This window comes from Paraburkholderia sp. EB58 (assembly GCF_050436665.1).
In the GTDB taxonomy this organism is placed as follows: Bacteria; Pseudomonadota; Gammaproteobacteria; order Burkholderiales; family Burkholderiaceae; genus Paraburkholderia.
The window spans coordinates 407,843-427,692 of sequence record NZ_JBNDMQ010000002.1 but is presented as its reverse complement, the minus strand read 5'-3'; the positions used below and the strand labels follow the sequence as shown (position 1 = coordinate 427,692).

Sequence of the window (19,850 nt, the reverse complement as noted above, 5' to 3'; positions counted from 1 at the left end):
CAGGCGCACGCCCCCGGTCCGGGGTGCGGGGCGCCCATTCTGCCCAGGCTGGGATGCAAGCGGGACGGGCGTGCCCGCCCCGCGGCTCAAAGCGCCAGTTCGGCGAGCTGGCTCGCCCGTACCTTGGCTTCGGCAACTTTCTTTGTCTTACCTGCGCGGGACGGGGGTTGGCACAATCCACAGACGAAGGCGTGCTGCGGATCGTGTGCATGCGCAACGAAATGCCCGCCGCAGCGGCAGCAGGGTGTCATTTGCAGCATCCCGGAGTCGAAAAAGCGCACGAGCGTCCACGCGCGGGTCAGACTGAGCACGGGCTCGTCGTCGTGCAGCTTGATGTGTTCGAGATAGAGCCGGTAGCTCTTCACGATCGACTGGATCGTCTCGCAGCCGCCGTGGTTCGCCATGAAGCGGTAAATGTTATAGAACAACGACGAATGAAAGTTCGGCTGCCAGGTCATGAACCAGTCCGTCGAGAACGGCAGCATGCCCTTGGGCGGCGACACTCCTTTCAATTCCTTGTAAAGCCTGATCAACCGGTCGCGCGACAGACTGGTCTCGGCCTCGAGCAATTGCAAACGCGCGCCGAGTTCGATCAATTCGATCGCCAGGGTGATTTCCCTGACTTCGAGAATTACGCTTTTAGTGGCCATCCGCTCGGCTTCCCGCATCCTGGTATTGCTGGTTGGCATTGCTGCCGTGGCGTGCCGGCATCAGCCGACCTGCTCGACGGGCTGGCTAGCCATCAGGATCGCGGAATGCGCCTGAGAAATGGCGCTGGTCTTGCCCTTGTCCGCAAGCGTGGACAGGACAGCGTGGTCATCGAAGCGGAAGCGGCATAGAACCTGGCTGGATGCGGCCAGTTTGACGGTCTGCGCGAGCGACAGATTGGCGATGACGTCGGCCAACTGATCCGAAATGCCCATGCGGAACATGCCCATGGGCTTGTCTTCACGCAGCAGACGTTGAGCGAGCAGGAGATAAGAAAGATTCACTTCTCTTATCTCATTGAGCATGTCACTTGTGGTGCTCATGATTCCCCCGGGTCGATCTGGCTGGTCAGGCCGTTACGGAAACGTTTGCTCGATCGCGCGCACTACATCCGCACGAACGGCCCGTTTATGGTCTTGCCAGCATTGTGTCCAAAGGGAATGCGAACGGAAATCGGACAGACACCCTATATGAATGACGGATTCATCCATAAATGATGTAGGAATTTTTCCTACAAATAGGCGGCCTGAAAGAGGTCTGAAAGGTGAGGCGGATTTAGGGGATCGATCGGTGCGCGAATTATGCGTATTTCACGCACCGTTACCGGTGAGGTCGGATTATAGATGTTTTTCACACTAGGGCAACACACGCTTGCTATGCGCGGCGCATGGTATCGGCCGCGAGGCGAAAGTGGCCACCCGCGGCACGCGCCTTGCTAAGGGTGACATGCGAAGGATATGCGATCTCTTGAAACCGCCACCAGGAAGCCTCGGCGACCTGTAACGGAGCATGTTTCGCGCTGTAACAACGTTAAGTGTTTGAAAAACAACTCGAATTGCGTCGCCCGATCCCGATAATGGCCTTAAGGGATAACCCGATGCAGTGTCGGTTTGTCTCTGGGCGGCGGGCTTCACCGCGCCCGACCGTCCGTAAGGCATTCGCCCCTCGCTCGATCCGAGCGCCGCCGTGCGAAGCCGCCATGAACTTAGGAGAGTACGCATGCGAATCGCACAAATTGCGCCCTTATACGAGGCTGTACCGCCAAAATTCTATGGCGGCACCGAACGTGTCGTGTCCTACCTGACCGAGGCTCTGGTCGACCTCGGCCACGACGTGACGCTGTTTGCGAGCGGCGATTCGGTCACCTCCGCCAAGCTCGAAGCGGCTTGGCCGCGCGCGCTGCGCCTCGACCCGACGGTGCGCGACGCGATGGCGCCGCACGTCCTGCTGATGGAGCGGGTGCGCAGCATCACCCACGAGTTCGATGTGCTGCACTTCCACCTCGACTATCTGCCGTTCCCGCTGTTTTCGTCGATGGACACGCCGTTCGTCACGACGCTGCATGGCCGTCTGGACCTACCCGAGCTGCAGCCGATTTTCGATACGTTCACGCAAGCGCCGGTGGTGTCGATCTCGGATTCGCAGCGCCTGCCGCTCAAACAGGCGAACTGGCTCAATACGATTTACCACGGGCTGCCGGAGCAGCTGCTCACGCCGCAGCCGCACAAGAAGCCCGAATATCTGGCGTTCCTCGGTCGTATCTGTCCGGAGAAGCGCGTCGATACAGCCATCAAGATCGCTGCCCAAAGCGGTCTGCCGCTGAAGATCGCCGCCAAGGTGGACAAGGTCGACCAGGAGTACTTCAAGACGGAAATCGAGCCGCTGCTGTCGCAGGCGCACGTCGAATTCGTCGGCGAGATCAACGAGGCGCAGAAGCCGGAGTTCCTCTCGGGCGCTAAGGCGCTGCTGTTTCCGATCGATTGGTCGGAGCCGTTCGGGCTGGTGATGATCGAATCGATGGCATGCGGCACGCCGGTAATCGCCTTTAACCGTGGCTCGGTGCCCGAGGTGATCGATCACGGCGTGACGGGTTTCGTCGTAGAGGACGTGCAAGGCGCCGTGGCCGCGCTGCAGCGGCTGGACGAACTGTCGCGCACGGAAATCCGCGCGCAATTCGAACGGCGGTTTAGCGCGAAGACCATGGCGCAGAACTATCTGGACGGCTACGCCACGCTTATCGAAGCTGAACGCCGCCCCATGTTGCGCCGTGTGGCGATGGGTTGAACGGCTTTACCCAGGGTATTACGCGTAAAAACCCTATGTGAATCGTTTGCGTGAGCAGAACCGCGTCGATACGCCGCGCATCTTCTAAAAAGCCGCCTTTCATAGGCGGCTTTTTTTACTGGCAAATTCCGCCACAAATTCGATACATATTACGTAACGAATGCGCTTCCTGAATACCAACAACCTTCAGAAAGCTTTCATGGCAAAAATGAGTTGTTGAGACTAAACCTGCTCGATCAGAAACCGCTCACGGTTCTTTCCGGCAATCCACTTGGGCGGCTTGCCGCGCCCGCTCCATGTGTTGCCCGACTTCGGATCCTGATACTTCGGCGGCAGCGGCGCCTTCTTGGGCGGGCGCCCGCGCCGTGCCGCGACGGCGAAGCCCAGGTCCTGGGCCGTCAAGCCGTACTCAGCGATCTTGCCGCGGATTTCCTCGATTACATTACCGAGTTCGGTGCGTCGCGCCTCGTCTGCCTGAGCCTGCAATCTGGCGATCTGCGCCTTGAGTTCTGCATATTGCGACATTTCCCTTCTCCCCTTTTGTAGAACGCATTGTCATTCGGAGACTAGCCGCAATTAGCGAATTTCGCAATGGACACTAATACTCACAATTCGAGATATCGTCTGATAATTTTAATGCAGGTGAATTGTTAAATGACTCCGCGCTTTATCGCGAAATAATTCCGTTCGCAAACCACCACATTGACAATTCTTGACACCTGATTCAACGATATTTGCCTAGAATTTCGCGCTCGGAGGTGTGCACCTGAATACCCTTTGTGCCGCCGCCAGCAAGTCAAACTTTTTAGGATTCCATATCATGCAGTTGTCAAAGCGCCTCGCAGCCGAATTGTTCGGCACCTTCTGGCTTGTCCTCGGGGGCTGCGGCAGCGCCGTCCTCGCCGCTAATTTCGCTGGCCCGGTACACGGGCTGGGCATCGGCTTCGTGGGCGTTTCGTTCGCGTTCGGCCTGACGGTGCTGACCATGGCGTATGCCATCGGCCACATCTCGGGCTGCCACCTGAATCCGGCGGTGAGCGTCGGCTTGACCGTGGCGGGCCGGTTCCCGGCGCGCGATCTCGTGCCGTATATCGTCGCGCAGGTAGTCGGCGCGGTGCTCGGCGCCTTCGTGCTCTCCCTCATCGCCAGCGGCAAACCGGGCTTCGACCTGGTGGCAAGCGGCTTCGCCAGCAATGGCTACGGCGACCGCTCGCCGGGCCACTACTCGCTGATGGCCGCGTTCATCTGCGAAGTGGTGATGACCGCCTTCTTCCTGTTCGTGATTCTGGGCTCGACCGACAAGCGCACGCCGGCAGGCTTCGCCCCGATCGCCATCGGCCTGTGCCTGACGCTGATCCACCTGATCTCGATTCCGGTCACGAACACCTCGGTCAATCCGGCGCGTTCGACGGGCCCGGCATTGTTCGTCGGCGGCGCGGCCGTCGACCAGCTGTGGCTCTTCTGGGTTGCTCCGATCCTCGGCGCGGTCATTGCCGGTTTCGTGTACCCGGTCATCGCGGAAAGCCGCGCAACCGCCAACCAACGCGCTGCGCTGGCCGATTGACGGACTGGCCAGGCTAATCTGTAAAGCGGGCGCTGCGGCGCCCGCTTTGCTTTTGATGCGGCCGATCCGCAGCAAGCCAAGACGTCGCTGCTAGAATCGTCCGACTTTCATACGGCTCGCAAAGGGGCTCCCCATGAACCGTTCCCGCCGATTCCTGCGTGGCGTCGCTCTCTGGCTCGCCGCTTCTTGCGGCGGCGCGCTGTTGCCCGCCACGGCGTATGCGGCTGGCAACCAGGGGGCCAGCCATCCGGCGGCTGGCGCTCCGGCGGCCGACCGCCCGGTTGAAACACTGGTGTTTGTCCGCCATGGCGAGAAGCCGGCGCAAGGTTTCGGCCAGCTCAATTGCCAGGGCCTCAACCGCTCGATGGCGCTGCCCGCGGTGATTGCCGCCAAATTCGGCAAGCCCGATGCGCTCTTCGCGCCCGACCCGGGCCAGCAGAAGAACGACAGCGGACATCCTTACTACTATGTCCGCCCGCTGGCGACCATCGAGCCCACCGCGATTCAATTCGAGATGCCTGTGCAAACGCCTTATGGCTTCGCGGAGATAGACAAGCTAAGCAGTACGCTGGTCGCCCCTGCATATCGCAACAAGTTTGTGGTGGTGGCTTGGGAGCACAAGCTGATCGAGAAGCTGGTACGACAGATCGTGAGCGCCCATGGCGGCAACGCCAGCGAGGTCCCGAAGTGGCACAGCGACGATTTCGACAGCATCTATATCGTCAAGCTCGACTGGCAAGGCGGCACGCCGCATGCGACTTTCCAGCATAGCCAGGAAGGACTGAATGGACGGTCCGCGGATTGCCCGTGCGCAGCGCTGCCGCCGGCCGCGGCATCAGGCGCGGCGCCTTGACACCAGAGGCGCCTTACGACGCCAGTTCGTCATCCAGGGCGAACAGCTTACGCAAATGATGCGCGACGCCCGCTTCGAAATTGTTGCCGATGCGCGGCACATTCGGCAGACGCGTGATCAGGTCCGGATTGGCGTTGTTCATCATGAACGGATGGCCGGCGGTTTCGAGCAGGTCAATGTCGTTCATGTTGTCGCCGAACGCGACGCAGCGCGCGGCGTCCACGCCGAGGCGCTCGAGCACAAACTTCAGCGCGCGGCCCTTTGACACGTTCGATGTCATGACCTCGAGACAATCGGGCAGCGAGTAGGTGACGTACAACGCGTCGCCAAACTCGCGTTGCAGATTCGCCGCAACCGGCGCGAGGTCGGCGGGTTCGCCGATATACAGCGCCTTTGCTATGCCGACGCCGTTGTGCCGCTGCAGATCGGTCACGGCATAGCCGAAGCCCGAATCCTGATGCAGGCGCAGCAGTTCCGGCGCGTCGCGATCGATCAGCCATTCCTCATCGGCGAACAGATTGACGATCACCCGGCCATGCGCGCCGGCAATCTCCGGCCGCACGAGGCGGTGGACGGCAGCGGGCGGAAGATCGTCCGCGTAGATTCTTGTGTCATCCGGAGCATGCACGCGCGCGCCGTTCGACGTGATCAGGTACGGCCGGATACCCAGCAGGTCGCGAATGCCCGCCACGTCACGGTAGTGCCGGCCGGTGGCGATAATGAAGTGCAGCCCCTCGGCTTCCAGCCGACGCACCGTGGCGACGGTGAACGGATCGAGCTGATGGTCGCCGTTGAGCAGGGTGCCGTCGAGATCCGTGGCGATAACTTTGTACATGGTGTGGGCAACCGGGCGGCGTCAAAGGCGCTATTTTAGCGTTCCTTTCGAGGCTTTCGAGGCCACGGCTGGATTGGCTGGGCGCCTACGCCAGATCAGCCGGCCGCACTGGCACCGGTTCGCGCGGCTTCATGCTGTGCCAGCTGCAGAGCGCCGTGCGCGGAATCGGCCAGCGGCGCACGCAAGCGCGCCTGATAACGCTGCGGCACATAGGCGCGCAGAGGCGCACCGAGTCCGCCGCATAGGGCGACCGGCAGCGCGCCAGATGGGTCTAGCGCTGCAATCATCTTACCGATTTCCTCGCCCGCTTCGGCCAGGAGGCGCGCGGCGAAAGGATGGCCGGCGTGGGCGAGCACAATCGGCGCGAGGCTCGCGTAGCCAGTCTGATTGGTTGCGCACAGCCAGACGATGAGGCTATCGCGGTCCTGCGCCCCAACCCGATCGAGCAACGCCTGAGCAAACTCGTCCAGCGGGACACGGCCGTCGAGCGCCTGCTGCGCGTGGACGATCGCACGCAAGCCGAGCCAGGCGCCGCTTGCCTCGTCACCGGAAGGGAAACCGAAACCGCTGGCGATGCGGCATTCGCCCTCCCCGTCTGCTGCGGCGGCGACACTGCCGGTGCCCAGCGCCACGATCACCCCATGTGAGCCGCCGTGTGCCCCGAGCAATGTCGTGTACGCATCACTCTCCACGGCCAGCCCAGCCAGCTTCGGCGCCTGCGCCCGAAACCCGGCAAGCCAGACGCGATTGTTGACCCCGGCAAGCCCACAGCCAATCACGCAACGTTCCCACTGTGGCGCGACGCCAGCCCGACTGAACGCTTCGGCGCAACCCGCCTGAATGGCCTGCCAGGCGCGCTCGACGCCGAGGCCAAGGCCAGACGGGCCGCTTGCCGCCTGAGCCAGTTCGCGGCCGTGCCCGTCGCCGAGCACCACGCGCGTGCCGGTGCCGCCGCCGTCGACGCCGATCAGAAAGAGGTCTGTATTCATCGAATGAGTGTCAGTGAAGAGTTGCCGCATAGCGTGGCAGGTCCATTTCGATCCGGCAACTGGCCGAATGGCCTAGTTGCACCGCGCGAGCGTTCCGATATGCTGGCAAAGCCCGGACGAACCGGGATTTCGACAGATGACCAAGCAGGAGCCGGAACGTGACACAGCGATGCAATTGGGCAACGAGCGAAGCGCTCGCACACTACCACGACACGGAATGGGGCGTGCCGTCGCGCGACGATCAGCACCTCTTCGAAATGCTCGTGCTGGAGGGCGCACAGGCCGGCCTGTCGTGGTCGACGATCCTGAACAAGCGCAGCGGATACCGTCGGGCGTTCGCTGACTTCGAGATCGACAAGGTGGCCCGCTTCACGCCAAAGCACGTGGATGCACTGGTGCTCGACGAATCCATCGTGCGTCATCGGGGCAAGATTGAAGCGGCGATCACCAATGCGCGCGCGGTACAGCAGATCCAGGCGGAACACGGCTCGCTGGCGAATTTCATCTGGTCCTTCGTCGATCAGACACCGATCCAGAACGACTGGGCCTCATATCAGCACGCGCCGGCCTCGACCGAGATCTCAGACGCACTCAGCAAAGGGCTCAAGCGCTACGGCTGCAAGTTCGTCGGCACCACCATCTGCTACGCGTTCATGCAGGCCGTGGGCATGGTCAACGACCATCAGACGGATTGCGACTGTCGGGCACGCTGCGCGGCGCTCGGCAAAAAGGGGCGCAATAAGAAGGTGGGCTGAAGGAGGGTCTCGGCGAGACGTAGCCGATCTCGCGCACCTTTGAGCCCCCATGGCCGTCTATCGAATCGCGCGCACATTTCAATCCGCCAAGTCTGGTATCCGACGCGCCATTCGGGCTGAGAGGCCGCAGTATTGAATGTCGCGCACCTTTCTATCTGCACGGCCGAAGCGCCGACTTGGCGCACCTCAGCGCGGCGACGGCAATGACACGACGTCTTCGGGAAAATCCCAATCTCCCCGTGCGGCAGGCTGCCGCCCTTATCCCGCCTGCCTTTGCCGAAGGCGGGCCGACTGCAGCCAAAGCGCCGTTGTGTCAAAATTGCGCGCTCGCGTGCGGCGCCTCTACGTTTTTACCGGTTTCGGTCGTTATAACAATTGAAGGCGCAAACGTCGCCGCACCGCGTTGGCGACGCGTCGCCCGCTACGAAACGTACTCAAACAACGAACGAATGACCGCTGCGCCCACACCGCAGGGGAGAACCACCATGAAAAGTCTGAACTTCCTGACGCATCAGGAGATATTCGACCGAGCCGTCAGCCACCTCGACGGCCAAGGGTGCGCCGCACTTCTTCCTCGCGGCGGCGGCGCCTATCGGGGTTACTGCGGTGGCTGCCCGGTCGGCAGCTTCATCAAGCCGCGCGACTATATGACGGCGATGGAAGGGATTCCGGTCCGCTATATCGGCAAGACGCCGGTCGAAGTGCCTGCCTATATGGACGTCGGCATCGCCGCACTGAAAAAGGCACTACTGCGCGCGCGCATCAATATTTACGACCCCGCCACGGTCGATCTGCTCAGTTGCCTGCAAAACGTCCATGACGTGTTCGGCCCGTGGGAATGGCAGGACCGGCTGATGTCGATCGCCCGCCAGTTCGGGGTATCCGCCGCACGGGTGAAAAACGCAGCCTGACCGTTCGATAGCTTAACCACCCGACGGCCGCGAAACCGCCCTGATCGCGCCCCACAATGCAAAACGGCGATGTGGCTTCTTTCGAAGCTCACACCGCCGTTCGGCTGTGCTTGAAAAGCGTGCTTAGTGCAGCTTTTTCGGCAGCTGCTGGCTGCGCAGGCGCTTGTGCAGGCGCTTCACAGCAGCCGCTTTCTTACGCTTACGTGCCGTCGTCGGCTTTTCGTACGATTGGCGTTCACGCAGTTCTGCGATCAGGCCGTTCTTTTCGATTGCGCGACGAAAGCGGCGGATCGCCACTTCGAACGGCTCGTTTTCCTTCAGAAGAATCGTCGTCATGTAATTCCTAACTAAATCGCTGGATACGGGTAATTGCGTGGCGGCATACCGCTCACGCGCCGGTCCTCCGGTCGCTTCGATTTCATGGCCAATAACAGGAAAACGTAACCATGCACGAAGCGAGAGGCAAGCGGCCACGGAGGGCCGGAAAAGAGAGGTGGGGAGTTCACCGCTTAACGCGGGCAGACGCACATCGTAAGCGCCGCGTCTGTTGCCGCTTCGCCCGTCCAAGAGCAGACGAAACAGGCAAAGATCTCAATTCACTCCCGATAATATCAGGAAAATAACGTGCCTACCACCATTTTAGCCATTCCGCCAGGCACTTGCGTCATCGAGCAGGCGCGTGTCCGCGCCGGTCAGCATCAGGTGGACAGCCGCGGCAAGGCTTTCAAGCTGTTGCACCGAAGTCGCGCTGGCAATGGGCGCCGTCACGCTGGGCCGCGCGATCAGCCATGCGAGCGCCACGGCGGCGGGTGTGCTGCCGTGCTGGTCGGCCACGGTGTCGAGTGCATCGAGGATCCGCGTGCCGCGCTCGTTCAGGTACTTTTCGACCCGGCTGCCGCGCGCACTACTCTTACCCAGATCGGCCGCCGAGCGGTATTTCCCTGACAGAAAGCCACTTGCAAGACTGTAGTACACGACCGAACTCAGGTGCTCAGCCAGCACCACCGGTTCGAGGTCGGTCTCATAGGCTTCACGGTCGTAAAGATTGTATTCGGGCTGGATGATCTGATACTCAGGCAGGCCGTGCTGGCGCGATACCGCCAGCGCCTCGCGAATACGCTCGCCGCTGTAATTCGATGCGCCGATCACCCTCACCTTGCCCGCCTCGATCAGCCGCTGATAGGCGCCGAGCGTCTCGGCAAGTGGTGTATCGCTCGCATCCTCGTGGGAGAAATACACGTCTATGTAATCGGTTTGCAGACGGCGCAACGAATCCTCGACGGCCGCCTGGATGTTGCCGGCGGACAGCCCCTTCCGTTGCGGGTGCTTGGCCACCTTGGTCGCCAGCACGATCTGCTCGCGCTTACCGCTGCGACGAAACCATTTGCCGAGGATGGTTTCCGACTCGCCGCCCTGGTTGCCCGGCACCCAGACGGAGTAAACATCCGCGGTATCGATGAAGTTCAGGCCGGCGTCCACGAACGCATCGAGTATCGTAAAGGAAGCCGCTTCGTCCGCGCTCCAGCCAAACACATTGCCGCCGAACATGAGCGGCGCAACCTCTAATTTCGAATTGCCGATCTTGCGTCTTTGCATGATTTCTCCAAGGATTCCGACTAGTCGAACAAAAGAATACGCCGACTTTTCCACCTCTGCCGACCGCGCCAACGCTTGACCAACAGACCTCTTAAGCCTCCTTTCGACCGGCCAACGCCGTAATTCAATGTAAAAGAATTGAGTGCGTGTTGAATAAAGTCCCTCAAGTTTTTTTTTCCGGCGCCGACATCCTGCTCAGAGGCGGCCAGCAATGAACGAGTGCTCCGCCCATGTCAACGTGGCAGTAACTTTAGGCCAACAGCCTCTTGGGAGAAATTCATGCTCAGCATCAACAGTAATATCCCGTCGATGATCGCTCAGGAAAACCTGAACGGTTCGGGTTCTGCACTGACGCAAGCGATTACGCGTCTGTCGTCGGGCAAGCGCATCAACAGCGCGGCCGACGATGCGGCAGGCCTGGCGATCTCGACCACGCTGCAAACGTCGATCAACGGCTTGACCCAAGGTGTGTCGAACGCGAACGACGCAGTCTCGATGGTGGAAACGGCCAGCACGGGCCTGACCCAGATCACGCAGAGCCTGCAAACGATCCGCTCGCTCGCTGGCGAAGCCGCTGGCGGCACGCTGGCACCGAGCGACCAGCAAGCACTGCAACAAGACGTGGCGCAGCAGATCCAGGAAGTGAACCGTATTGCTTCGCAAACCAGCTATAACGGCTTGAACCTGCTGGACGGCACGGCTGGCGTGATCAACGTTCAGGTTGGCGCAGCAGTTGGCCAGACCGTTTCGCTCGACCTGAGCCAAGGCCTGTCGGCTGAATCGCTCGGCGGCGGCTACGTGGAAGCCGGCAACACGGTTGGCACGCTCTCGGGCCTCAACCTGAACTCGGATGGCTCGGAAAACACGTCGGGCACCCCGGGCGCGATCACCTCGATCAACGTGGTGGCGAACGGCGAAGGCGGCTTTAGCTACACCGACCAAAACGGCGCGGTGATTTCGTCTGGAACGGCAGCCAACCTGTTCACGACCACGACGACCAACGGCATCGCATCGGTTTCGCTGTCCACGGCTGCTAACAACGGCCTGAATCAAGCGAACGAAATGACCTCGATCCAAAGCGCGGCAACCACGGTAACGACCGCGGGCGCCGTCCTCGGCACGATCTCGGGCATCTCGGTCGACCCGACCACCGGCCTCGATGTGGCGTCGACAGGCATCGCGAACATCATCACTTCGGTTACCGTCGAGGCGAACGGCCAAGGCGGCTTCACGTTGCTGGACCAGAACGGCCAACAGTTGTCGAGCGCCGCAACGGCTGGACTGTTCGCCATCACCAATGGCTCGCTGACCGGAACCACCGCAACCCCGGGCACCATCGGGTTTTCGGCTACTCCGCCGACCAGCACGTTTGACGGCGCAGTCGACACTGCAGGCGCCTCGACTACCCCCACCACGGCCGCCGACGCTGGCGGGCTCGTTTCGACGATGGGTCAGATCAACATCAACAACGCACCGACCTCGGTGTCAGCCGTCAACGTCAGCACCACGGCAGGCGCGACTCTCGCGATGGAAATCGTCCAGAACGCGTTGGCAACCGTGAGCAACCTGCAAGCATCGCTCGGCGCAGCGCAAAACCGCTTCACCGGCATTGCGACGTCGCAGCAGGACGAGTCGACCGACCTGTCGAGCGCTCAATCGCAGATCACCGACGCGGACTTCGCAACGGAAACGGCGAACCTGAGCTCGGCGCAGGTGCTCCAGCAAGCGGGTATCTCGGTGCTGGCTCAGGCAAACTCGCTGCCGCAGAGCGTACTGAAGCTGTTGCAATAAGGTAGTAGTCTCGCGCAGTATGCGAGCGCGGACGAGCCACTGGCTAACGCCAGGAGCTCGTCCGCGTAGACGTTTTATCCGGGCGCAGATGGGAGATTTTCTCTCAAGACGTCCACTTCGAATCGACCACGTCAATTGCGATTTGTCGCGTGATCCGGATCTTTTGAGGAATCTTTCATGTCGTCCGTAACCGGTACCAGTTCGACCCCGCCAGAGTCGGCTGCACAAGCTGCTGCTGCTGCTGCCGCGGCTGCGCAGTCTGCGTTGCAGGAAGCAGGACAGTCTTTGATCAGTGGTGTAACGGGCGATACGACTCTCGACACCTCGACCATCGTATCGGCGCTCGTCACGTCAAAAGTCGCCGCTCAAAGTGCCGCTTTGCAGGACGAGTCCGCCACCGACACCGCCGAGATTTCATCGTACGGCCAGCTTCAGGCGGCCCTATCGCAGCTTCAGGTCGGTCTTGCTCCGCTCTTCAACGGACAGTTGCAGGCGACCTTCACTGCGACTGCCAGCGGCAACGGCCTGAGTGCGACGGCCGGCGCGGGCGTAACGGCAGGCACCTACTCCGTGGACGTGACACAGATCGCCCAGGCGCAAAGCCTCACCTCGGGGGCGTTCAGTTCGTCAGAGGCCAACTCGCTGGGCACCGGCACCATGACCATCTCGGTCGGCGGCAAGTCGATGAGTCTTAACGTCACGTCATCGAACAACAGCCTGACTGGGATCGCCGCGGCGATCAACTCCTCGAGCAGCAACCCTGGCCTTACGGCGCAGGTCGTCAACGGCTCCGACGGCGCCCACCTCGTACTCCAGGCGACGGGAACTGGTCAGACCAACACGATCAACGTCGTCGTCAATGCTACGACCGACACCGGACTGTCGGCCCTTGGCGTGACGTCCACAGCAGGCGCCGGCACCACGGCCGGTGCAATCGGCGCATCGACGATCACCTCGACGGGCACGAACTCGTCGTACCCCAACACCTGGACCCAAGGAGCCGCGGCGCAAAACGCTCAATTCACGCTGAACGGCACGCCGGTGTCCAGCGCCACCAATTCGGACAGCACTGCGCTGACCGGCGTGACATTGAATATCGCCTCCGCCGCCGTCGGAACAACGCAAACGCTGACGGTGGCGTCGGACCCGACGACGATCGAGAGCGACATCACGAATTTCGTGTCCGACTACAACGCGGTCGTGAGCCTGATGGCTGCGCAGACCTCGTTTACCGCCGGCGCAACTTCAAGCTCGTCGTCCGGCCCGCTGCTCGGCGATTCGGCGCTCACTGCGGTCCAGAACATGCTCGGCAACCTGGTTTCGAGTGGCGTCCCGGGCCCGAACGGCACTGTGTCGCTTGCATCGATCGGCATCACGCTGGTATCGGACGGTTCGAGTGACAGCGGCACCTTGTCGGTCAATACGGCCACCCTCGACAACGCCGTGCAAAACAACCCGACGCAGGTTGCCGCACTGTTCAACATGACCAACGGCCTTGGGCAACAGTTGAACGCCGCGGTCAACACGTTCTCGGAAAGCGGCGGCGTCCTCGATCAACGGACCGCCCAGTACACGGCCGATCTGCAGAGCGTGAAGACCCAGGCGACGGCGCTGACAGCCTACGAGGCACAGTTGACTTCGCAATACACCAACGAGTTCACCGCGCTGAATTCCTTGATGGCCAGCACCAACAGCGATTCGAAATATCTGACGGCCCTGTTCGGCGGCACCAACAGTGCCGGCGCGCTGGCCACCGGTGCATCGTCCTCGTAACCCGCCATAACGTTCGAAGGTCAACCATGACGCAAGAGCACGGCCAGGATCAGGTTCAGCTTGTCGAACGTGTGTTCGAGCTGACGCAAGCAATGGAACACGCCGTCAACCTCGCCGACTGGCGGCATGCGGCGCGCCTCGGGGAAGAGCGCTCGCCGCTGCTGCAGTCGATCCAGGCGAATCAGCAGCCCCGCTCGCTTGAACTCGTTCGTCGGATTCAGGCAATCGGGGACGCGATCCTGCGCGATGCGTCGCGCGCCCAGTCCGAACTGGCCTCGGAATATCGCGGGGCAATGGACCGTGCGGGCACGGTAAAGGCCTATCACCGCGCTGCCCTGCTGTAGGCCACGGACGCATGCCCGGGTTCGCAGGTACGAACCCGACAAGACATCAACAATAAACGCGCCGATGTAAAGGCGCGCTCGTTCGACTCGAGCCCGCCTTGCGCGGGCTTTTTTTCTTGGCGCGCCCTCGCCCTACCCGGCGAAATGGCGGGAAATCCCATCGTTGCTCCCTGAATCGCCCAAAAGGCGAATCGGTAGACTCATCCTAGGCCCATTCCGCGGGGCTCCAAGGAAATCATGAGTACCGATGCCGACCTGCAGCAGACTGTGAATCATCAACAAGCCCCGGCGTCCGACGAACCAAACGCCGCGCAGCTTGCCGCACTGGCCGGCGAATTCATCGCGACCATCGAGACGCTGACGGCCCGCGGCTTGCACGACGAGGCCGAAGCGCTGGCCCGGCAGATGGTCACACTCGTACCCACCGAAGGCTTCGGCTGGAAGACGCTCGCCTACGCGCACCTGCGGCGCGGCAACCTCCTCGGCGCGCGCGAGCCGCTGCGCCAGTGCGCCACACTGCTGCCGCCGGACGCCGAACTCGCGCGTCATCTGCAGGCGGCCACGGCCATGCACGAGGGCCTCCTGCTAGACCGGTCCGGCCGCTACGCCGAGGCGGGCAAGCAGTATCAGATGGTTCTCCAAGCCTATCCGAACCATCCTGACGCGAGCCACAGGCTTGGCGTCGTGGCGCTTCGCCTCAGCCAGCCCGAAGCCGCGATCCCCCTTCTCGAAACGGCGCTAGGCGCCAATCCAGGCAACGGCCAGTACTGGGCCAACTACGTCGACGCACTGATCCAGTCCGGCCAGTTGAAGGCCGCCTGGATCGCATTGGAGATGGGCCAACAGCACGGCATGACGGGCCCGGTTGCAGAAAACCTGATCTCCCTGATGAGCACGCTGTCCAACGATACGGACGCGAGGCTGCAGCGACTTCGGCGCTTCGTTACCGCTCCCCGGGGGCCGGCGGCCCAGCAGCCGAAGCCCAAGCTGACCCCGGCGGAGTCCGCGAAGACCAGCGGTCAGCCGAACCAGGAGGTCATCGCAGAACCGCCCCGCCAGCATCTCGAAGACGCAGTTGCCCTATTCAATGCAAGGCGCTTCAACGAAGCCGAAGCCCGTGCACGCGCGCTCGTCGAGGCGTTCCCGCAGCATCCGCTCGGCTGGAAGGTGCTCGGCATTTCGCTCTACAACCTCGGCCGCTATGCCGAGGCGGTGAAGCCCATGGCGACAGCGCGTGAACTCAGTCCGCGGGACAGCCAGGTGCTGCATATTTCCGCCACCGTGCTGGAGGGGACGGGCAAGCACGAGGAAGCGGAACGCGCCTGCCGGGAGTTCCTCGAAGTGTCCCCGAACAACCCGGAGGCGCTGCGCATTCTCAGCATCATCCTGATGTCGCTGACACGGCTCGACGAAGCCGAGCAGGCCTGTCTGCAGGCCTTGCAGGGCATGCCCGAATCCGCTCTCGTCCCCACTACGCTGGGCACCGTCTACATGAAGCAAGGACGGCTTGCCGAGGCAAGCGCGCAATATCGGCGCGCTATTGAACTGGATCCCAGTAGGGACCTCAACTGGAGCAACCTGCTTTTCTCTCTGACTCACAGCGAGGAACTGGACCCTGTCGCGCTGTTTGCCGAGCATCGCCGGTTCGGCAAGCATTTCGAAACGCCGCTCAAGCCGAATTGGCCGAAGCACGCCAATAAGAAAGATCCGGAGCGCCCGCTGCGCGTCGGCTTCATTTCCGGCGACTTCCGCCGTCACGCGGTGGCGAGCTTCTTCGAACCCGTGCTGCAACACCTCGCCCGCGACGCCAGCTTGTCCCTGTATGCCTACTCGAATACACCAGGCTCTGACGAAGTCACCGAGCGGATGCGCCGTCAATTCGTCGGCTGGCACAATATCTGTCAGGTCGGCTCCGACATCGTGGCCGGCCTGATCCGCGCCGACGGGATCGATATCCTGATCGACCTCGCCGGTCACACGGCTGAAAATCGCCTGGTGGTGATGGCGTACAAGCCGGCCCCGCTCCAGGCGAGCTGGATCGGCCACCCCGGCACGACCGGCATGAGCGCGGTCGACTATTTCATGGCCGACCGCTTCTGGGTGCCCTCCGAACGGTATAGCAGCCAGTTCACCGAAAAGATCGCACGGCTGCCCGCGCTCGCACCGTTCCTGCCCGAGCGCGAAGCTCCGCCCGTCAACCTGCTGCCTGCCTTGCACAAGGGCTATGTCACGTTTGGCAGCTTCAACCGGCTGGATAAACTGCACCGCGAGGTCGTCGCGCTGTGGTCCCAACTGCTGCGCGCACTGCCGACTTCGCGCATGCTGATCGGCGCCATGCCGACCGACGGCAGCGCCACCGGGCGGCTGGCCGGCTGGTTCGCAGAAGAGGGCATCGCGCGCGATCGTCTTGATTTCCGCCCGCGCGGGACGGTGCCGGTCTTCCTGCAACAGCATCACCATGTCGACATCTGCCTCGATACGCTGCCGTTCGGTGGCCTCACCACGGCTCTCCAGTCGTTGTGGATGGGTGTGCCGACCTTGACGCTGCCCGGCCCGACGGTACCCGGCCGCAGTGGTGCCACCGCGATGGGACACGCCGGGCTGGAAGAATACGTCGCCATCGACGAGCAGGACTTCGTGCGCCGCGGCATCGCCGCCGCGGCGGATCTGCCGGCGCTGGCGACGCTGCGCGCCGGCATGCGCGAGCGCTGCATGCAGTCGCCGATGTTCCGCCCCGAGATGATCGCCGCAGGCGCAAGCGAGGCGCTGCGTGTGATGTGGCGGCGCTGGTGCAACGGCTTACCGGCCGAATCGTTCGACGTCTACGATGCGGCGCGGACGGACGAACGCAGCGCTGGCTCACCCGTGGTCGCGGACGCCCACGGCAATTCATGACTATCGACGCCGAGCTGCAGCAGACCGTGAATCATCAACATGTCCAGGCATTCGACGAACCGGACGCCGCCCAGCGCGCCGCGCTGGCGGGCGAATTCATCGCGACCCTCGGGACGCTGACGGCCCGCGGCCTGCATGACGAGGGCGACGCGCTGGCCCGGCGGATGGTCGAACTTCTGCCCGCTGAAGGCCTCGGCTGGAAAACGCTCGCCTATGGATACCTGAGGCGCGGCAACCTCGCCGGCGCACTCGAACCGCTGCGCAGAGGTGCCGCATTGCTGCCAGCCGACGCCGAACTTGCGCGCCATCTGCACGCAGCTACGGCCATGCACGAGGCGCTCGCGCTGGACCAACCTGGCCGATACGCCGAGGCGGGCAAGCAATATCAAACCGTTCTGCAAACCTACCCGCACCATCCCGAGGCGAACCACAGGCTGGGCGTCATTGCGCTTCGCCTCGGCCAGCCTGACGCCGCGATTCCCCTTCTCGAAACGGCCCTCGGCGCCAGCCCGGGAATTGGCCAGTACTGGATTAGCTACGTCGATGCATTAGTCCAGTCCGGGCAGATGAAGGCCGCCTGGATCGCGCTGGAGATGGGGCAACAACGTGGCATGAGCGGCCCGCTCGCAGATGCCCTGATCGCACGGATGACCGCGCTCTCCACGCAGACCGCCAGCCCTGTGTCGAAGCCGCCTTCTGGCGAGCAAAAGGCGTCTTCCCCACAGGAGCGTGGGCCGCTAGCCACAACGGCAAAGCACACGAACGCCAGTCACGAGCGCGACGGCCCCGTCGCGCAGCCGCCCCGTCAGCAAGTCGACACGGTGGTGGCGTTGTTCAACGGCGGGCGCTTCAGCGAAGCAGAAGCGGGCGCGAGCATCCTCGTAGAACAGTTCCCGCAACACGCAATGGGCTGGAAGTTGCTCGGTATTTCGCTGTACCGGCTGAATCGTTACGACGATGCGCTCTCGGCGTTGCTGCGTGCCCGCGAGCTGAACCCACGCGATGTCGACGCGCTCCAGGTGTGCGCCGCCATCCTGGAAGCGAAAGGCCGGCACGAGGAAGCGGGGCAAGCCTGCCGGCAACTGCTTGAATTGGCCCCGCGCCACGCGGAAGGACTGCGCATCCTTGGCATCGTCCTGATGTCGACGGGACAATTCGACGAAGCCGAACAAGTGTGCTTGCGCGCGGTGGAGGCGGCGCCGAATACCGCTCTGGCGCCCAACACGCTGGGCTTGCTGTACATGAGGCTGGGGCGGCTCACCGAGGCGGCCGTGTGGTTCCAGCGCTCGCTCGAGCATGGCCCAGACGGCGACCAGACCAGGAGCAATCTGCTGCTCTGTCTGACCCACAGCGAAGCGGCGGAGCCTGCCGGGCTGTTCGCTGAGCATCGCCGGTTCGGCGCCCAATTCGAAACACCGCGCAAGGCGCACTGGCCGCAGCACACCAATCCGAAGGAGCCAGAACGCCTGCTAAGGATCGGCCTCATTTCTGGCGACTTCCGCCGTCATGCAGTGGCGAGCTTCCTAGAACCCGTGCTGCCCTATCTCGCTCGCGACGCCAGCCTGTGCCTGCATGCCTACTCCAATACACCACGTGTCGACGAAGTGACTGAGCGGCTACGCGGCCATTTCGCCGGTTGGAAAGACATTTACGGTACTCCTGACCACACGGTGGCCAACCTGATCCGCACCGATGGAATCGATATCCTGATCGACCTCGCCGGACACACGGCCAATAACCGTCTGCTGGTAATGGCATGCAAGCCGGCTCCGGTCCAGGCCAGTTGGATCGGCTACCCCGGCACGACCGGCCTAAGCGCGGTCGACTACTTCATGGCCGACCGTTTCTGGGTGCCCTCCGAACAGTACAGCAGTCAGTTCACCGAAAAGATCGCGCGGTTGCCCGCGCTCGCGCCGTTCCTGCCCGAGCGCAATGCCCCGCCCGTCAACCTGCTGCCCGCCCTGCACAAGGGCTACATCACGTTCGGCAGTTTCAACCGGCTCAACAAACTACGCCGCGATGTCATCGCGCTGTGGTCGCAACTGCTGCACGCATTGCCGACCTCGCGCATGCTGATCGGCGCCATGCCGGCCGACGGCAGCGCCACTGAGCGGCTGGCCGACTGGTTCGCCGAAGAGGGCATCGCTCGCGAACGCCTCAACTTCCGCGAGCGCGCGTCGGTGCCGGTCTTTCTGCAGCAGCATCATCATGTCGATATCTGTCTCGATACCCTGCCGTTCGGCGGCCTCACCACGGCCCTCCAGTCGTTGTGGATGGGCGTGCCGACCCTGACGCTGCCCGGCCGGACGGTGCCCGGCCGCAGCGGCGCCACTGCGATGGGGCATGCCGGGCTGGAAGAATTCGTTGCCACTGATGCGCAGGACTTCGTGCGCCGCGGCATTGCCGCCGCGGCGGACCTGCCGGCGCTCGCCGCGCTGCGCGCCGGCATGCGCGAGCGCTGCCTGCAGTCACCGATGTTCCGCCCGGACATGATCGCCACGGGCGCAAGCGCTGCGCTGCGCATCATGTGGCAACGCTGGTGCGACGGCTTGCCGGCCGAATCGTTCGACGTCAGCCCCCACGAGGGCCACGGCGCCTTGCACCGGCATCGCACCTGACGGCGCAGATCGCCTGGCTTGCTGCGTTGCCGGGCGCCTCACGAATTGACCAGCGTTTAGGCCGCTGTTCCTCGGAATGCTTCGGTACAGCGCCCCGTAGACTTCGCATCAGGTATTTCCAATCCGCAAACGCCACTTCAGACTCGACGCAGCC

17 protein-coding genes are annotated in these 19,850 nt (G+C 62.7%); 10 read left to right on the top strand and 7 right to left on the bottom strand.

What is annotated here, in order from left to right; all coding sequences use genetic code 11:
- Positions 1-86: 86 nt before the first annotated feature.
- The gene (flhC, locus tag P3T40_RS04535; RefSeq protein ID WP_429266471.1) at positions 87-650 is read right to left on the bottom strand and encodes a flagellar transcriptional regulator FlhC; all 564 of its coding nucleotides are present in this window, start codon (positions 648-650) and stop codon (positions 87-89) included.
- Between the two features lie 60 nt (positions 651-710).
- Positions 711-1,031: a flagellar transcriptional regulator FlhD gene (gene flhD / locus P3T40_RS04530; RefSeq protein ID WP_429266470.1), complete on the bottom strand. Its 321-nt coding sequence runs from the start codon at positions 1,029-1,031 to the stop codon at positions 711-713.
- A gap of 676 nt (positions 1,032-1,707) precedes the next feature.
- Between flhD and P3T40_RS04525 the strand changes: the two genes are divergently transcribed.
- Positions 1,708-2,772 carry a glycosyltransferase family 4 protein gene (locus tag P3T40_RS04525; protein WP_429266469.1) on the top strand — a complete coding sequence of 355 codons (1,065 nt, stop codon included), beginning with the start codon at positions 1,708-1,710 and terminating at the stop codon, positions 2,770-2,772.
- 222 nt (positions 2,773-2,994) lie between these two features.
- Here the strand turns inward: P3T40_RS04525 and P3T40_RS04520 are convergent, their stop codons facing one another.
- A complete protein-coding gene (locus tag P3T40_RS04520) occupies positions 2,995-3,297 on the bottom strand; it encodes an H-NS histone family protein (protein WP_429266468.1) in 303 nt (100 codons plus the stop codon).
- Between the two features lie 295 nt (positions 3,298-3,592).
- On the opposite strand from P3T40_RS04520, the gene aqpZ reads away from it, so the two are divergent.
- Entirely contained in the window at positions 3,593-4,336 is a 744-nt protein-coding gene (gene aqpZ / locus P3T40_RS04515) for an aquaporin Z (RefSeq protein ID WP_429266467.1), read from the top strand.
- A gap of 133 nt (positions 4,337-4,469) precedes the next feature.
- A complete protein-coding gene (locus tag P3T40_RS04510; protein ID WP_429266466.1) occupies positions 4,470-5,189 on the top strand; it encodes a histidine phosphatase family protein in 720 nt (239 codons plus the stop codon).
- Between the two features lie 13 nt (positions 5,190-5,202).
- Here the strand turns inward: P3T40_RS04510 and P3T40_RS04505 are convergent, their stop codons facing one another.
- A complete protein-coding gene (locus P3T40_RS04505; protein ID WP_429266465.1) occupies positions 5,203-6,024 on the bottom strand; it encodes a Cof-type HAD-IIB family hydrolase in 822 nt (273 codons plus the stop codon).
- A gap of 95 nt (positions 6,025-6,119) precedes the next feature.
- Entirely contained in the window at positions 6,120-7,013 is an 894-nt protein-coding gene (locus P3T40_RS04500; RefSeq protein ID WP_429266464.1) for a BadF/BadG/BcrA/BcrD ATPase family protein, read from the bottom strand.
- A gap of 158 nt (positions 7,014-7,171) precedes the next feature.
- Between P3T40_RS04500 and P3T40_RS04495 the strand changes: the two genes are divergently transcribed.
- Entirely contained in the window at positions 7,172-7,768 is a 597-nt protein-coding gene (locus P3T40_RS04495; RefSeq protein WP_429266463.1) for a DNA-3-methyladenine glycosylase I, read from the top strand.
- A gap of 485 nt (positions 7,769-8,253) precedes the next feature.
- A complete protein-coding gene (locus P3T40_RS04490) occupies positions 8,254-8,679 on the top strand; it encodes a hypothetical protein (RefSeq protein WP_429266610.1) in 426 nt (141 codons plus the stop codon).
- A 123-nt stretch (positions 8,680-8,802) separates the two neighbouring features.
- On the opposite strand, the gene rpsU is transcribed toward P3T40_RS04490, so the two are convergent.
- Both rpsU and P3T40_RS04480 read right to left on the bottom strand, forming a co-directional pair.
- On the bottom strand, positions 8,803-9,015 hold the full coding sequence (rpsU, locus tag P3T40_RS04485) for a 30S ribosomal protein S21 (RefSeq protein WP_074262890.1): 213 nt from the start codon (positions 9,013-9,015) through the stop codon (positions 8,803-8,805).
- A gap of 303 nt (positions 9,016-9,318) precedes the next feature.
- Entirely contained in the window at positions 9,319-10,275 is a 957-nt protein-coding gene (locus P3T40_RS04480; protein WP_429266462.1) for an aldo/keto reductase, read from the bottom strand.
- A 279-nt stretch (positions 10,276-10,554) separates the two neighbouring features.
- Between P3T40_RS04480 and P3T40_RS04475 the strand changes: the two genes are divergently transcribed.
- The 5 genes from P3T40_RS04475 (at position 10,555) to P3T40_RS04455 (ending at position 19,696) form a co-directional block, all read left to right on the top strand.
- On the top strand, positions 10,555-12,066 hold the full coding sequence (locus tag P3T40_RS04475; protein ID WP_429266461.1) for a flagellin: 1,512 nt from the start codon (positions 10,555-10,557) through the stop codon (positions 12,064-12,066).
- Positions 12,067-12,243: 177 nt separating this feature from the next.
- Positions 12,244-13,839, top strand: coding sequence for a flagellar filament capping protein FliD (gene fliD / locus P3T40_RS04470; protein WP_429266460.1), 1,596 nt, complete (start codon positions 12,244-12,246; stop codon positions 13,837-13,839).
- A 26-nt stretch (positions 13,840-13,865) separates the two neighbouring features.
- Positions 13,866-14,183 (top strand): flagellar protein FliT, encoded by a 318-nt coding sequence (fliT, locus tag P3T40_RS04465; RefSeq protein ID WP_429266459.1) that lies wholly within the window; start codon positions 13,866-13,868, stop codon positions 14,181-14,183.
- Positions 14,184-14,420: 237 nt separating this feature from the next.
- Positions 14,421-17,078 (top strand): tetratricopeptide repeat protein, encoded by a 2,658-nt coding sequence (locus P3T40_RS04460; protein ID WP_429266458.1) that lies wholly within the window; start codon positions 14,421-14,423, stop codon positions 17,076-17,078.
- Positions 17,075-19,696 carry a tetratricopeptide repeat protein gene (locus tag P3T40_RS04455; protein ID WP_429266457.1) on the top strand — a complete coding sequence of 874 codons (2,622 nt, stop codon included), beginning with the start codon at positions 17,075-17,077 and terminating at the stop codon, positions 19,694-19,696. The genes P3T40_RS04460 and P3T40_RS04455 overlap by 4 nt, the downstream gene beginning before the upstream one ends.
- Positions 19,697-19,850: the final 154 nt, after the last annotated feature.

What these genes read in the sequence shown, in the direction of transcription:
- flhC (WP_429266471.1), bottom strand. Translation starts at nt 650, where the DNA reads ATGGCCACTAAAAGCGTAATTCTCGAAGTCAGGGAAATCACCCTGGCG.
- flhD (WP_429266470.1), bottom strand. Translation starts at nt 1,031, where the DNA reads ATGAGCACCACAAGTGACATGCTCAATGAGATAAGAGAAGTGAATCTT.
- P3T40_RS04525 (WP_429266469.1), top strand. Translation starts at nt 1,708, where the DNA reads ATGCGAATCGCACAAATTGCGCCCTTATACGAGGCTGTACCGCCAAAA.
- P3T40_RS04520 (WP_429266468.1), bottom strand. Translation starts at nt 3,297, where the DNA reads ATGTCGCAATATGCAGAACTCAAGGCGCAGATCGCCAGATTGCAGGCT.
- aqpZ (WP_429266467.1), top strand. Translation starts at nt 3,593, where the DNA reads ATGCAGTTGTCAAAGCGCCTCGCAGCCGAATTGTTCGGCACCTTCTGG.
- P3T40_RS04510 (WP_429266466.1), top strand. Translation starts at nt 4,470, where the DNA reads ATGAACCGTTCCCGCCGATTCCTGCGTGGCGTCGCTCTCTGGCTCGCC.
- P3T40_RS04505 (WP_429266465.1), bottom strand. Translation starts at nt 6,024, where the DNA reads ATGTACAAAGTTATCGCCACGGATCTCGACGGCACCCTGCTCAACGGC.
- P3T40_RS04500 (WP_429266464.1), bottom strand. Translation starts at nt 7,013, where the DNA reads ATGAATACAGACCTCTTTCTGATCGGCGTCGACGGCGGCGGCACCGGC.
- P3T40_RS04490 (WP_429266610.1), top strand. Translation starts at nt 8,254, where the DNA reads ATGAAAAGTCTGAACTTCCTGACGCATCAGGAGATATTCGACCGAGCC.
- rpsU (WP_074262890.1), bottom strand. Translation starts at nt 9,015, where the DNA reads ATGACGACGATTCTTCTGAAGGAAAACGAGCCGTTCGAAGTGGCGATC.
- P3T40_RS04480 (WP_429266462.1), bottom strand. Translation starts at nt 10,275, where the DNA reads ATGCAAAGACGCAAGATCGGCAATTCGAAATTAGAGGTTGCGCCGCTC.
- P3T40_RS04475 (WP_429266461.1), top strand. Translation starts at nt 10,555, where the DNA reads ATGCTCAGCATCAACAGTAATATCCCGTCGATGATCGCTCAGGAAAAC.
- fliD (WP_429266460.1), top strand. Translation starts at nt 12,244, where the DNA reads ATGTCGTCCGTAACCGGTACCAGTTCGACCCCGCCAGAGTCGGCTGCA.
- fliT (WP_429266459.1), top strand. Translation starts at nt 13,866, where the DNA reads ATGACGCAAGAGCACGGCCAGGATCAGGTTCAGCTTGTCGAACGTGTG.
- P3T40_RS04460 (WP_429266458.1), top strand. Translation starts at nt 14,421, where the DNA reads ATGAGTACCGATGCCGACCTGCAGCAGACTGTGAATCATCAACAAGCC.
- P3T40_RS04455 (WP_429266457.1), top strand. Translation starts at nt 17,075, where the DNA reads ATGACTATCGACGCCGAGCTGCAGCAGACCGTGAATCATCAACATGTC.